Raw genomic sequence first — 15,125 nt, 5'->3', positions numbered from 1 at the left:
TGCATAATACAAAAATAATAGAAACAGATGGAGAAGAGATATTATCAGCCAATGAGGAATTAAAAAATGATTTGATATCCATAATAACATTATTTTCAGCAAGGCTTTATGGTCTCAGGTCGCATAAGATGAAGGATATATTGGAGGCTGTAAAAGAATGACACACCCATGGAAATCCAATGGTGATAAAAGAACCATAGTGTTCGAATACAAACCAAGTGGCACCATTCTAAAATATCTAAATGATATGAGGGATTTAATAAACAAGGCAATAATCAATGCATATTCAATGGCAAAATCCAACAATAATGAATTACCATCCCCTATTGTTTTAAGAAAATCATTAAAAAATTATTATGACAACAATATAATTTATGCAAAGCACCATATCAATCCTGCATGCAGGAATGCAATAGCAATATTAAGGTCATACAAAAAGAATAATAATGGAAAATTAAAAATTATTAAGGCTAAAAGACTGGCTATGAGGATAGATTCTGAATTAATAAGAATAGATAATAATAAACTAAGGATAACAATAAGGCCAAATGAGTATGAATATATTGATATTGTTGATAAAAATAGGAAATACAATGAATATTCCAAATATAAAATATCAGAGGTATTATTAACAGATAATAAGGTATGCATTACATTTATAATAGGAAGTTTAAACAAACCCTTAATAAATAACAATATAATAGGATTCGATTTAAATTTTAAAACAATTGATTATACAATTATAAAGGACAATGAAATAGTTGAAACAAATACAATAGATACATCTGATATAGCAAAGACTCAGAGGGACTATGCAAGGAAGAGAACAAAGATACAGGGGCATATTAAGAATCCTGAAAAAAGGAATAGGAAATTAAAGGAATCAAGGCACAGGCAGAGAAATATAATAAGGGATAAATTACAGAAATTAACAACCAAAATTGTCAATGATAACAGTGATAAGACCTTTGTATTCGAGGATTTAACAAATATAAAAAAGGAGGGAAGAAAAAATAAGAATAATAGGAATAATAAAAATAATAATGAGGACAGTAAGGCAAGCAATAAAAACAATAAATCAAAAAGGTTCAGAACAGATATAAATACATGGCCATACAGATTGTTTCAAAGATTTATAGATTATAAATCAAAAAATAAAACATTATATGTAAATCCAGAGGGGACTTTTTCTGAATGTCCTGTATGTGGTGAAAAATTAAAGCACCCAATCTGGAAAATATCAGAATGCAGTAACTGTGGTGTAACCTTTAACAGGGATAGGTTATCATCATTATCTATTTCTGTCAGGGGATTACACCTTTGCGGTACCCCGTTTACCGTGAGTGGCAGTTCCTCTTGGTATTCTATGAGGAATAATTACCTGTACCATCCAGATCATGTAATTATTGAGAATTTCAATGACTGCAAGAAGTATGTGCATAACAATGCATAATATTTCAGGAACGGATATTGGATTGATAGGTTTAATTGGCATAGGTGTTGGTGGTATTATAGGCTCGGGTATTTTTGCGCTTCCTGCAATTATGGGTGCTGGCATTATTATTATGATTCTTGGCCTGATTTATGCAGAACTTGGGTCAACATATACAATGACCGGTGGTCCATACTCCCTTCCAAGAAAGGCCCTGGGCAATGATACAGGCTTTGTACTTGGCTGGGGGTATTTTATATATGCATTCACAGGCACGGCTGCAATTATCGATATATTTATTACATACACAGGTTATTATGTTCCTGGACTATCTGTTGGTCTGGTTTTAACGCCGCTTGGCATAGCAATATCACTTATTGCACTGGCGGTGTTTACCGTTATTAATATTCTTGGTGTTAAATTTGGCACAATCTTTTCAATAGTCACCACATTTGGGAAGATAGTCCCTCTTGTAATATTTGCCATTGTGGGTTTTGTTGTGTTCAAAATTGCGAATTTCAAACCATTTTTACCGTTTGGCCTGGGAGGTCTCGGTCTTGCCATGGCCCTTGACTTCTTTGCATATACTGGATTTGAGGGGGTTGTCATACCATCAGGCGAGGTTAAAAATCCGGCAAAAACAATTCCACGTGCAATGATATTTACAGTAATTATCGTTGTTGCTGTTTATGCAATATTGTCAATTGCATTCACAGGCATGTTTAACTGGTCAGGAGCCGGCATACCTGTCACTGACAATCAGAATGGTTATAACGGATTTGATGGTGTGATAGACAAGGACCTGAGCTCATCGCTGCTGGCAACATCCATCGGCGCGTCTGAATTTATTATAATAACAGATGTTGACAATGTTTATCTGGATTACAAAAATAAAAAGGGGAAAATCAATAGAATAAAATATGATGAAATGCTTGATTATTATAATAAAATCAACTTTGAGGAGGGTACTATTAAACCCAAAATTCTGGCATCCTTAAGGTTTATTGAAAACGGCGGAACCCGCGTTTATATAACATCAATAAAAAACATAGGTTCCATTGATACCGGAACAGTAATTGAAAAATAATAAAAATTTTTAAAATTCCTTATATGCATAAGCCATGTCTGTATTTGAGTATGCAATGTATTCATCATCTGTTATGGCTATAATTCCACAGCTTGTCCTAAATGAATTCACCTCGTTTTTAACAATATTTTCAAGCGAATCCGTTTTTATTTTTGAGTAAATTTTATAGCTCAATAATTTTTTTGCTATTTCCTCTCCAATGCCGGTTGCAACAACTGCACCATTAGGTCCGGAATATATGCCAGCACCTATTAATGGGGAATCACCAACCCTCCCACGGAGCATTGGAAACGATCCACCTGTTGAAACTGCAGCGGCAAATTTGTTGTTTATCCTTGCAACTGCACCAACAGTATCACCAGATTTTTTACGGTTAAATATAGCAGGGACATTCCCATTAAAGGACTCAGAATAAAATTTCCTTATCATATTTCTTGATTTCTCTGTATGCGGGTCATAATAATCATAGCCCATTAACCTTGCGAATTTTACGGCACCGTCACCTGACAATATTATATGCGGCGAGTTAAGCATAACATCCCGTGCAACAAGAACAGGGTTTTTTACATTTTCTATGCATATTACAGATCCAAAATTACCATCAGACATGACAGCAGCATCCATCTGTATGGTTCCATCAAGCCTTGGGACTGACCCCGTGCCTGCATTAAATGCCGGATCATCCTCCATTGAAACAACCGAATTTACGGCAACGTTTAATGGGTCATCATCATATTCTATTTTATTCAATATGCCCTCTAGAATGATGCTCATTGATGACGGCGATCCAGCACCGCCATGTATTAATACCGAATTTTTCATGGTCTTATATTATAATAAAAATTAATAATTTATCCAAATAAATTGTGAATATCGTGTCCTGAGTTGATTTCCTATATAAGCATTATAATATAGAAAAGAGAATTAAAGAAAAGGTAAAGTTAAACAATAAAAAATTAAAATATATAATAAAACAGAAAGAAAAAGGAGAATCATCAACTAAATTATATTTATTTACAATGTTTCAGTAAGGTATATCAATAAAATATATTACAATTATTTAAAATATGGAAAGAATAAATTATAGAAGACAGGAAGAAAAACTAAAATTATTGATAAAAATATATAGAATTTAATAATAAAAATAAGGAATGATTACCCATTATCAGGTCAGAGAAAATAAATAATAAATTCCACAGTGCAATAAGAGACAATAATAAGTCCATAAGCATTGATGAATTGATAATCTCAATGTATTCAAATGGTATATTCTCATGGAAGATATCGAATATATTAAATAATAAATATTGAACATCATCAATATCTCTTTAGATATGTTTAAGTTTAAACCATCCATAACGACATATGTCATTGTTTATAAATAATGGACCTGCGGTAACACCATCAACGGCATATGAAGAAAAGGAAGATACGTTATATGAAAAGCAATAAATTTATTATGGAACTCATTTGAGAATATCAAATGTAAAAAAGAGAGTGATTATTGTAAGAGGCCATGATAAATATCTCATTAAACGGAAGATTTTTGTTTAAATATAAATATCCAACATCAATGAAACTTGGAGTTACCGGTACAGATATACTTTCCAAAAAAATCAGCGGCGGGTCAAGGCATCAAAAAGAGGTATTAGTTAGATTTGCAAAAAGATATGATGTGACATATTTTCCAGATCCTGTGATATATTCAGATATAAATCAAAATAAGATCAAAACTCTTAAAGAGAATGCAAAATTTTTTGAGGATAACGGTGTGAAAATTACAGACGCATTTTATAAAATTATAGAAAAAAATGGAAAAAATAAATTTGAATTAATGGATAAATATATTAAAGAATCTGATGTTGACGCAATTTATAATATGGATTATTTATATGCATTATACCACGGACTTAAAAGCGGTTATCTAAATTATACAAGATACCTTTCAAAACTATTAGATTCCAACTACGGCATATGCATCCAAGGGCTGGGCGATATTAACAATCATTTATTTTACAGTTTTTATTCATTTTCTTACCTATCTGCCAAGATGGGAAAATATTTTTTTTACCCGTATTTAGAATTTGTTTATGACTATTTTTACATAAAAGAACAATTAACCCGGCTAAATTATGATAAAAACTTAAAGTTTATTGCACTTTTAAATCCATCACAGAAAAAGAATATAAATTTAAAAGCCCGTGTACCAATTGAGGTTTTATATCCATCAAGTGGGTTTATGGGCTACATAGAGGCACCTGCAAAAAAAGATAACAAAATAATTTATTATTCCAGATTGAATTTTATGAAGGGGCTTCTTGAGATACCTTATATATTCAAAAAAATTAGTGAAAGAATTGATGTATATCTAGAAGTTATTGGAAAATTTAACACAAAGTATGAGGAAGATGAATTCTTTTCAATGATTAAAAAACTCGGATTAACAGAAAAAATAAAATATAAAGGATATTTACCAGATGAAGAATTAAGGGAAGAACTTAAAACATCAATGCTTTTGTTATACCCATCACATAGCGATTCCTTTTCTCTGGTAATCTTAGAAGCACTTTCATATAGTGTTCCGGTAGTTGCATATGATATACCCGGTCTTTCATATTTTAAGGGCTTTTCCAACGTAAAAATGGTTAAGGAATTTGATATAAACTCCATGGCAGCAGCAGCCCTAAATATGCTCAAGGATTCAAGGTTTTCAGAATTAAATGAATCGGAGAAAAAATTTATAAAAATACATGTATGGGATAATGTTGCCATGGAGCATTCAAGGTTAATAGATAAATATTTATTCAATAAATGAACAATTGTTGTAATGTAACAAATATTAAAGATATAAATATATTATGTTAATTTATGCGAATACTTGAAATAAGTTACAGGAACCCTTATGGTAAAAACGGTGCAGGTGTTGAATCTTATATATACAAACTTGCAAATTTTTTGAAATCAAATAAAAATATTGTTGAAATTGCATACGCAAGTGAAAATAAAATTAATGGTTGCAGCCCAATGGAGGTTTATATACCGAAGTTTGTCTGGAAAATTGGCTTGGCAAAGTTTTATTATAACCTGAAACTTTATTTTATCGTAAATAAAAACAAATCTGCCTATGATATCATCCATATTAATGGGGATAATGGCTCATTAATTCCTTTTATAAAGGGAGCTAAAACATTAATGACCCTGCACGGGAGCATTAGCGAAACTTTAAAATTAAGGACAAAATCCCATTCAATTAAATATATAATATCATATATATTGGATAGTATCGACGGATTTTTTGAAATAGCATCGTGCAGAAAATCACAAATGGTAATTTCTGTTTCAGAACATACAGCAAGGTTTTTTAAGGAAAAAACAGGTAGAAATGATATAAATGTTATAAATACCTGCATAGAACCGCCATATAAAATAAATAAAAACTTTGATATTATAGATGAGCTCAAAAATTCCGGCAGAACTTTACTGCTCTGGGTTGGCAGGGATCCTGTAAGAAAAGGGTTAAACATAGCAAAACGTACTATTAAAGACATTGATAATATAACGCTCATAACTGCAGGATATAATGATGAAAATCCCCAAGAAAATGTTGTTAATTTAGGATACGTGGATAATGATCTGCTGCAGGCAATTTATCAAATAACGGATATTATATTATTTCCATCCATTAATGAGGGGTTCAGCATTGGGCTATTAGAGGCAATGTCCTATGGATGCATTCCGGTTGCATTTTCCATTCCATCAACAAATGAGCTGATAAAAGATGGTGAGAATGGATTTATTGTAAACAATGAGGATGAATTAAAGCAGAAATTAAGCTGGCTTGTAAATAATAAATACATAATAAAACAAATAAGACCGAATGTTATCTCAAGGGCAAGTGACTATTACTGCAATAAGATTCTTCCGGGAATATACAGTTTAATGGAGGAACTTAATCAATCCCAAAATCATTGATAAATAAAGATAAAATTTTTAAGTATAATTTAAGTAAATAAGAGTTATAACGAATTATGTTTATCTCTGTAATAATTACTGCATATAACAGACAGGAATTCCTTACTGATGCAGTAAATAGTGTTTTAAACCAAAATCTGGAAAGGAAATACTATGAGATTATAGTTGTTAAAAATTTTACAGATACAAATATAGATAATTTTCTGAATTCAAATGGTATTATAAATATAATAATGGACGGCACTATTGGAGAATTTCTCTACAAGGGGATATCTGTTTCAAAGGGTGATGTAATCTCATTTTTAGATGATGATGACCTTTTTTCTCATAATAAATTAACAATTATATTTGAAAAATTTAGTAATTTGTGTAATTATTTACACAACTCTCAAAAAGTTTTTACATCAAATGAGATGGATATTAAAAGATATAATACAAATAATCTATCATTCAATTTATCGTCGATTTCAATAAGGAAAGAATTAATAAATATGAATTTTTTAAGGAGCATAAAAACCTGCCCAGATAATTTTATTTTTTACTGCGCCTTATCAAAAAATGCGAGAATATGCAGTACTGATTTAAAATTTACAATGTACAGGCTACATAACAGCACCTCGGTTAAAATGCATAATAATATAGACGAATTTATAAAAATGCAGTATGATGTTTCAGAAATGATCTATAAACAGTTAAATGAATATAAAAAAATGTTTCCAGATTTATCAAAGATAATAATAAATGATATGCTTTTAAACAGATTTCTTATGAAAATTTATAACAGCAAAATTAAGATTGGATTTACATATTATTTTCGTTTTATTTTTAGTTTTATGCATGGAAGAAAGCAGTCATATGAATATAAAATAGGAATTATATATATGATTATGAGTTTATCACCAGGAATTGTTAAAAAAGCTTTTATTAAGAAAGCATTTAAAAGAAATCAAAACATATAAATGCATTTATTTTTATACATAAAATTTCAGGTATATTGGCCTCCATTAAGATATATTAATAATGATTTAGTCTCATATTTTATATTATTACCATATAAAATATTTATTAATGCATGTAATCACTTTATAAATCATGGAAATAAAAAAGGCTATGGTAATTGATGAATTTTCTAGAATCGGTGGCGGTCAGGTATTTGCAAATATACTTATAAACTTCCTTGTGAAAAACCAGTACCAAACCTTTGTTGAAAGTGATAGATATGCTACATACCTTAATGCTGAGAATATAATAAAAACTCCATATAAATACTATGAAAATATACCATTTTTTAAACTTTATTATTATGCCCTAAAAACCAAAAGGTTTATGAAAGATAATAATAAAGGATTTCAGCTTATAATCAACAATCATCCAAATGTATTCCTTTATAAAGGAAATATAAACGTCATGCATGGTTTTTCCTTCCTTGACCCGATTATTGATTCCACGGGCCAGATTATAAATAAAACCATGTTATTTATTATTAAAACTCTTGGCATATATAAATTATATAATAAATCAAATTTTATGTATAATAGCATTTATACAGAAAATCTCGCTAAGAACCTATTCCCGGTACTTGGCATAAAGCCATCTAAGGCAAGGGTAATATACATTCCCGTGGAAAACCATAATATAGACCTTTCAATTAAGCAGAAAAATAGGGTTATAAGCATTGGAAGGATACACCCGGATAAGCATTATGAATATGTATTTGAAATAGCCAGGCATCTAAAGAATTATGACTTTACAATAGCAGGTGCGGTAAATAAAGGTATGGAAGCGTATTATAAATCATTGTTATCGGTTAAGCCCAATAATGTTAATATAATTCCAAATATTGATAATGATACTAAGATAGAATTATACAGGAAATCATCAATTTACCTTCATTTAAACCCCAAAGAAAATTACGGTATATCGGTCTTAGAAGCAATGTCCTATGGGCTCATTCCGGTTGTACCGGAAAGTGGTGGTCCCTGGATTGATATAGTATCAAGGGGTAAATTCGGGTATTCATATAAAAATATATACGAATGCCCTGATATTATAAAAGGCATAAATTATGAAGATGCCAAAAATATACATGAATCTGTAAACAGATTTTCTCAAAAAAATTTTGAAGAAAGCATGTTGAATTTTATAAATGATGTTATAAATTAACCTAATTGCTCAACTGATCTTGGCTATTTATAATTAAACAAAAATCCTTCCATTTCATGAGCTATTTATTATTGAGATTAATAAGACTAATAAAATCAATACAAATATATGGCAAACCTAAAGCAATAATAACGGAATATGGTATATAATTCTTTTCCAATTAAAGGAATGGAATATTATAATTATAGGATAGAACACACATCATTATCCATAAATAATAGATTTGTGGCAACACCATTAATGGAATATAAGGAAAACAGGGCAAGTTATTTGTAAAACAATAAGTTTATTAAGGTATCCATTTCCGAATATCATACAAATAAATTGTGAGTAAAATGATTTTAAATATTTAATTCCAGGAAGTCATTTAACATGGCACCATTGGCGGAAATCACGGGTATTTTTGAACCCCTCTCAATAACATTCCTTCCGGATATCCCCGGCATAAATGTGCATGCTATATAAATTGCATCAATATTTAACGACTTGTTTGCAATTTTTACAGCCTCGTTAAGGTCATCCGGCTCTATAAATTTAAGATAGCCATCATCACGGCCAAGGGACATTGATGCCGATGACCTGATCTTATAATGGTTGAGCCACCTTATCTCAAGATCATGCCTTTTCTGCGCATAAGGTGTTATTGTATATATTTTATTTCCATATTTTTTGATATTTTTGATGATGCTCTCGGTGGAAAATATTACGGGCATATCAAAAAATGATCTTATATATTTAATGCCATCATCATAAAATGCACCGTAGGATCTTGCGTAGAGAATGGCATCGCAATCCGCCAATGATTTGCCTGCAATTTCCATATGGTTCTTTATTAATTCTTTTTCATCATCATTAAGGCCATGGCCCGGAACAAAATCCATGATGTATTTTTTTACTCCATAACCAAGATTAATGAATGTTTTTTTATATTCCTCATCAAACCTTGGGTGCTCCGATGATATTATAATTCCGATGCTTTTTCCCATTTTTTATCCCTCAGGATAATGCTCAATACTAAATATAATATGAATGCTATGATAAACCCTGATATCCACGAGGCATCCTTAAGAATTATAAATATATAATATTTTATTCCATACAACGGTGCAAAAACTATGAGGAATGTTATTATAAGCGTGATTATTGAAACAGGATTAAAGCCTTTTAAATACGTATATGATCCATTTCTTTTATAAACATCATCTATATTTAATTTAAACCTTTTTAATACTGCATAATCTGCAACTATAATTCCGGCTATTGGCCCGAGAAGGCCTGATATAAATAAAATCCACGTGCTGAAATACACATAAATGCCCTTTAAATAAAGCGACCATGCACCTATTAATATTCCCAGCGCCGTGATGATTATTGTCCCCCTGAACCATGTTAATTTGGATGGAAATGTATTGTTCAGGTCATATATTGGCGGGACCACATTGCTGAATATATTTGTGTTAAGCATTGTAAATGAATAGAAGATCAGTATGAATATGGCTATTGCCGGTACAGTTATGAATCTTATTATTAGAAGGCTCGGATCATAGGTTGCACTGTTTGTTAAAACCTCTGTTATTGCCGACATTATTGCACCATAGGCCACCACAAGTGTATAGAATATAGGAAGGCCTATCTGGCCAACAACCATGTGCTTGAAATCCGTGCCAAACCTCATCATATCAGGCCAGCTAATAATCTGGGTTGCATGTATGTTTGATACAAGAAATATCAATAATATTGGTATTATGGATATTGATATCGGTGCATATGGCTGATGCAGTGCCGATACAAGGGCGGATGGATATAATGATACAAAGTAAACGAATGTGAATGTCAATGCAATAATGGAAACCCACGGCATTACATAGCCAAGCATTTTCAGCGATGGCGATCCCCTAATGGGTTTTGCAAGTATCAGAATTATCGTCTGAACAATAATTATTGATATAAATGTAATCCAGAAAAGATCTGGAAATAGAGATACAAGAAGTGAGGGTGTAACAGATTTATAAGCTGCAAGTATTGATGCCTTTCCAGTAATCTCAAGCACAAATCCCATGACCGCCTCCGTGACAAGAAATGTCTGCACCCCAAAATACCCCATGGCGGCAAAGAACCTGATCCATGAAGGGATGTATGTGCCCCATATACCAAACCTTGTCCTGTCAAGCTGTGGCTCTGCAAGCCCATACTTAACAGCGCCATGGCTCTGTATAATTAAGGGTATCAATGTTATTAGGTCACCGCCTAGGGCTATTAAAATAACCTGGACAACATTAAACCCAAACACTATTCCAGCACTGCCAACAAGCATGGAGTTTGGTGCGGCTATGCTTGCCCAAACACCAAGAAGCGGTAGATATCCCCAGTTCTTTACATTTTTATTTACCGGGGCTATATCAGGATTCCATAATAACCTGTCATGGTCTTTATTCATGGTGATATATAGTTAATGTATACTTAAAACTTTTAATGAATTAATTAAATAAATTTGCATATTTTTAAATTTTTTGGCTTAAATAATCAATTATGACCGAATTTGATGATAATACCTCAGTGCCGGCCAATAATTTTAGTTTTTCAATTATATCCGCAGTATGAAGTGCGGTGCACTGTATTACTATGATTTTGCTATTTTTTATCAAATCCGAATTTTCTTTAAATAAATTGCATAACCTATCACCATCAATGCCTGAGATTATTTTTCCGTCATCTGTGTTTAAATAAAAATCATGCTCAACTTTTATATTTTTTTCATCAAACATCTTTATATCTGTTATCCCTCTTTCCCTTGTATATGGTAAAACAATTGAAATAGTATTTACATTTGAATCAATAATTCTATGCATTATAAGATCAGTTGGGAGCAAAACACCCTCTGCATACTTTTTAAGAATTGCCTTTATTGATTCCCTGCCCATATCATTATATGTGCCATATCCACGGCCGTAAACAATGTATTTTACATTATTTCTTTTAAAATAATTTCCGGCATTGTTTAAATCATCAATGAATTTATTCTCTTCATAACAATTTTCAGGATATCCATTGGTCCCGGTTTCCTCCATTCTGTAGTCAATTATCTCATATTTATTATTCAGGCCAATTTTTAAGTCTTCAAGAACAGTATCATTATCGGCAGGAACAATCACGCCAATTCTTATCAAGAAAACACCATCATGTAATTAATATTTGAATAAATAAACTTTCGGAATATCATGGTAAAATTATGAAATAATACATATTTTATCTTTGTTTATACTATAAAAATACCATTGATTTATTTTAAGCCTTTTTAAGGATTATTACCTGATTATTGTACTCTGCATATGGCGTTATATAACCATGGTCAAGCAGATATGTTGCTATGTAAATTAAACTGTTGTTCCCACCTGTATCCGCCCAGAAGGTATTGTTCATGTATATTATATAGTCAAATTCTGTATAGTTGGGCAGTGGGGAAAACGGTGGTGAGTAAACATTCTTATAATCAGAAAATAAGGGCATTAAATTGTTCTCAACGAGTATTGTTGAATTTTCAGGTATATACTTTCTCTCATTCAATAGGAATCTTGTATCAGGCGTCATGTGTATTCCAGATATATCATTTGGTGCCATTGAATCATATGGAACCAGTGGATTATATACAAGGCCAAGAATTAATCCAATTATTAATATAACTATTATCACCTTTATAATGTTGTTCTGTCCATGGCTTTTATAATAATTATATATTTTTTTTGGCGTTAACCTGTTCTTATTATTTGAATTTAAATTATCAATAATTTTTGAGATTCCAAAGGCAATGCCCAAGAACATAACAGGATATATCATTGCGGCATACTGGTATCCCAATGTGTAATATGATCCATATGAAGATGTAAATGCATACCCAAAATAAGGAAGACCTATTATTAATATTTCAGGAAAATACAACGGCATGAAACCGGTTGTTGCAAATAATAAAACTAAATATGAAATTTTGAGCATGTAATTTGCGGATATAAACGAAAATAAATATGCCGGGTCTGTGAATAATGCCCTGACCATGCCCATTAATCCGCCGGGAACAGTTCCTGATTCGCCGGTGGTTAGTGTGACAGATGATACATGTCCTGAAATAATTCCCTTCATTATTCCTGCAAACTCAATATAGGCAAATCCTGTTAATGTAAATAAAATAAATAATACCAATAATAACCATTTAGGTCTTATTTCTGAAAACATTAAATTTAGATTCTTATATTTCCTGCTGTATACCATTTCAAAAAGAATAATCATTAGTGAAATGTAAACAAAATTTGAATGAAGTGTAACTATAAATATCAACATTGCAATATTTAATATCTTTTTATTGTAAAGATATGCATATATAGCCATAAAAATGAAGAATGGAAGAAATGCCATGTTATGAAAATCAAAGGAGTAAATGCTTGCAGTAAACGGTGATAGTTCATACGAAAACAATGTTATGAAAATTATTATCGAATAAAGAAAATCATTTTTTATTTTATTCTTTAAAAGGAATTTAAGAATCTCATATAATGGTATTACAGAGATTGCAAGGAATATGTCCTGGAATAAAAGCAGGGAAACCGGGCTTGGATATAAATAATATAATGGAAGCTGCAGATATTCAAATGGTGCAAAATGTTCAGCTAAAAAATTACCTCCCAAAAGCCCGGTATAAAATGATTCTCCATGAATTGCATTCCATAATATATTTGAATGAAGGCCCAGGTCATATGCAGATGCATCAAGTGAATAATATTTATAAATGGAATATGCCGAGAATATTACAGAAAATATAATTCCTGTTATTAAAGTTATAATTAGGTTCTTATCGAACTTCCTGCGCTTAAGAACTAAATGTTGATTGTTAAAAATCCCGTTCATATAAATTGTGTATGTAAATTTAAATATAAAATTATGTCCGTTCAATTTCATTAGATCTTAATATTTAATTTGTACATCAAAAAGAATGTATTAAATTTAAAGAGAAGGACTAAAACATAGGTGCATTTCCAAGCAATGATTCATTATCAAGACTAATTATGTCATAGCAATGGATATAAATGAGTAATGGCTGATAAGGAAATACATAAATATGGACGTAAATTAAGGATAGTAAAGGGCTATTTGAATTTACATTAAAGATATTACACTATATAATTATCCTGATGCATTTTTATTGATTTTATTTCAAAATAATTTGTTCCATTATATTTATTTATGTATAGATTGACACCTGCCATTTCCACTGGTATATTTAAATTAAATTTTATGTCTTCAAACGTATTTTTAACTTTAATGTTTTCAGAGCTTATATTAAATAGTGGAACTTTTGTCCAGCTTTTATGATTAAACTCATATAAATATGTAAGATTTAATTCAATATAATTTTGCTCTGATATGTTATTGGTATACACACATAAACTAAGTGTATAATTTCCGGGCTGTAACGAAATGTAATTTGCTAAAAATGTGCTTCCGCTTGTATTATTAATTTTTAGAGGAGTTTTATAAGCATTTACATAATTGTCTGGATCATAAATAACTGGCTTTCCGTTATAATTTTTTTCAAGAAGCACAACATTATTATCTTCGGCCTTAACCCTGTAATCACCACTTAAAATATAATAATTAAATGCAGAGTAAATGCTGTTGTTTGCACCGTTATTAGCAAACCAAAACCAGGAATTTGGATCTATTACAACATAATTAATGTTTTTTGTCCATTGATTATTAATGTAAAATGTATGGTTATCTGGAATATAACAAACATAGCTAGTTTGCGCCATTGGATCCCTAAAGCTAACCTCTGGCATGCTATTCTGATAGATTATATATGGGGCATTTCCGGGTATTAGGTTAACAACATTTTTAAGGTCGTGATATTCTGTAAGGTTATAATCCAATGTTCCCTTAAGGTCAAAATTAGCCTGGGTATCATTGTTAAATATTCCGTAGGGCTCATAGAACAGTGCCAGTAATATAATTATAATGAACATGGCAATTACAATTTTATATTTTGCAGAAACATATTTTTTTATCCTAAAAATGTTTTCTTTTATTAAATGGTCATCATTAAATTTTAAATTGGACAGTACATCAATAAAACCTAGGTATAAAAATGGAATTATTGCGCTGTAATACTGGTAAAACTGGCCATTTGGGAATGCATAATCTGGATATCCTGAGAAGAAGGATAAAAAAAAGAATGGAAGCATTAATAGTAACCATCTCTTTGATAATGCTGGAAGCATAAAAAAGGGTGCTAAGAATAGGAATACCGTAAAAATTTTATTATCAAGGCTGGATTTAAAATTATTAAAATAATTTGTATTCCCATGCGCCTCTGATATCACTGAACCTGCAGAACCGATATGCACTATGCCTATTATAAAAAAAATCAGTGAAATAAAAAATATATAATAATACACCTTATTTGATTTAAAATTAAAATTTTTA

General features: G+C 30.9%; 12 protein-coding genes and 1 pseudogene. 7 read left to right on the top strand and 6 right to left on the bottom strand.

Features of this window, described 5'->3' with window-relative positions; translation table 11 throughout:
* The 3 genes and pseudogenes from AOG55_RS09890 to AOG55_RS09680 all read left to right on the top strand — a co-directional run.
* Window positions 1–128 (top strand): annotated as a pseudogene (locus AOG55_RS09890) (IS607 family transposase); the annotation flags it as partial.
* 29 nt (window positions 129–157) lie between these two features.
* The gene (locus tag AOG55_RS06625) at window positions 158–1,453 is read left to right on the top strand and encodes a zinc ribbon domain-containing protein (RefSeq protein WP_055041061.1); all 1,296 of its coding nucleotides are present in this window, start codon (window positions 158–160) and stop codon (window positions 1,451–1,453) included.
* Entirely contained in the window at window positions 1,419–2,519 is a 1,101-nt protein-coding gene (locus tag AOG55_RS09680; RefSeq protein ID WP_084779421.1) for an amino acid permease, read from the top strand. The genes AOG55_RS06625 and AOG55_RS09680 overlap by 35 nt, the downstream gene beginning before the upstream one ends.
* Before the next feature lie 9 nt (window positions 2,520–2,528).
* Here the strand turns inward: AOG55_RS09680 and AOG55_RS06615 are convergent, their stop codons facing one another.
* Window positions 2,529–3,341, bottom strand: a complete 813-nt coding sequence (locus AOG55_RS06615; protein ID WP_048102238.1) for an isoaspartyl peptidase/L-asparaginase — start codon at window positions 3,339–3,341, stop codon at window positions 2,529–2,531.
* Window positions 3,342–4,035: 694 nt separating this feature from the next.
* Between AOG55_RS06615 and AOG55_RS06610 the strand changes: the two genes are divergently transcribed.
* The 4 genes from AOG55_RS06610 (at window position 4,036) to AOG55_RS06595 (ending at window position 8,654) form a co-directional block, all read left to right on the top strand.
* Window positions 4,036–5,334, top strand: coding sequence for a glycosyltransferase (locus AOG55_RS06610; protein WP_052656849.1), 1,299 nt, complete (start codon window positions 4,036–4,038; stop codon window positions 5,332–5,334).
* Between the two features lie 53 nt (window positions 5,335–5,387).
* Entirely contained in the window at window positions 5,388–6,491 is a 1,104-nt protein-coding gene (locus tag AOG55_RS06605; protein WP_048102239.1) for a glycosyltransferase family 4 protein, read from the top strand.
* Between the two features lie 56 nt (window positions 6,492–6,547).
* Entirely contained in the window at window positions 6,548–7,450 is a 903-nt protein-coding gene (locus tag AOG55_RS06600) for a glycosyltransferase family 2 protein (RefSeq protein WP_052656850.1), read from the top strand.
* 133 nt (window positions 7,451–7,583) lie between these two features.
* Entirely contained in the window at window positions 7,584–8,654 is a 1,071-nt protein-coding gene (locus AOG55_RS06595) for a glycosyltransferase (protein ID WP_048102240.1), read from the top strand.
* Window positions 8,655–8,995: 341 nt separating this feature from the next.
* On the opposite strand, the gene AOG55_RS06590 is transcribed toward AOG55_RS06595, so the two are convergent.
* The 5 genes from AOG55_RS06590 to AOG55_RS06570 all read right to left on the bottom strand — a co-directional run.
* Window positions 8,996–9,640, bottom strand: coding sequence for a hypothetical protein (locus AOG55_RS06590; RefSeq protein WP_048102241.1), 645 nt, complete (start codon window positions 9,638–9,640; stop codon window positions 8,996–8,998).
* On the bottom strand, window positions 9,616–11,091 hold the full coding sequence (locus tag AOG55_RS06585) for a cytosine permease (protein WP_048102242.1): 1,476 nt from the start codon (window positions 11,089–11,091) through the stop codon (window positions 9,616–9,618). The genes AOG55_RS06590 and AOG55_RS06585 overlap by 25 nt, the downstream gene beginning before the upstream one ends.
* A 64-nt stretch (window positions 11,092–11,155) precedes the next feature.
* On the bottom strand, window positions 11,156–11,821 hold the full coding sequence (locus tag AOG55_RS06580) for a hypothetical protein (protein WP_048102243.1): 666 nt from the start codon (window positions 11,819–11,821) through the stop codon (window positions 11,156–11,158).
* A 118-nt stretch (window positions 11,822–11,939) separates the two neighbouring features.
* Entirely contained in the window at window positions 11,940–13,550 is a 1,611-nt protein-coding gene (locus tag AOG55_RS06575; protein WP_162216769.1) for a DUF2079 domain-containing protein, read from the bottom strand.
* 263 nt (window positions 13,551–13,813) lie between these two features.
* On the bottom strand, window positions 13,814–15,125 hold a 1,312-nt coding region (locus AOG55_RS06570), incomplete at its 5' end, for a DUF2079 domain-containing protein (RefSeq protein ID WP_084779420.1).

The organism is Acidiplasma cupricumulans (assembly GCF_001402935.1).
Classification (GTDB): domain Archaea; phylum Thermoplasmatota; class Thermoplasmata; order Thermoplasmatales; family Thermoplasmataceae; genus Acidiplasma; species Acidiplasma aeolicum.
The sequence above is the reverse complement of the archived record's forward strand: the minus strand, read 5'-3'. Positions and strand labels throughout refer to the sequence as shown.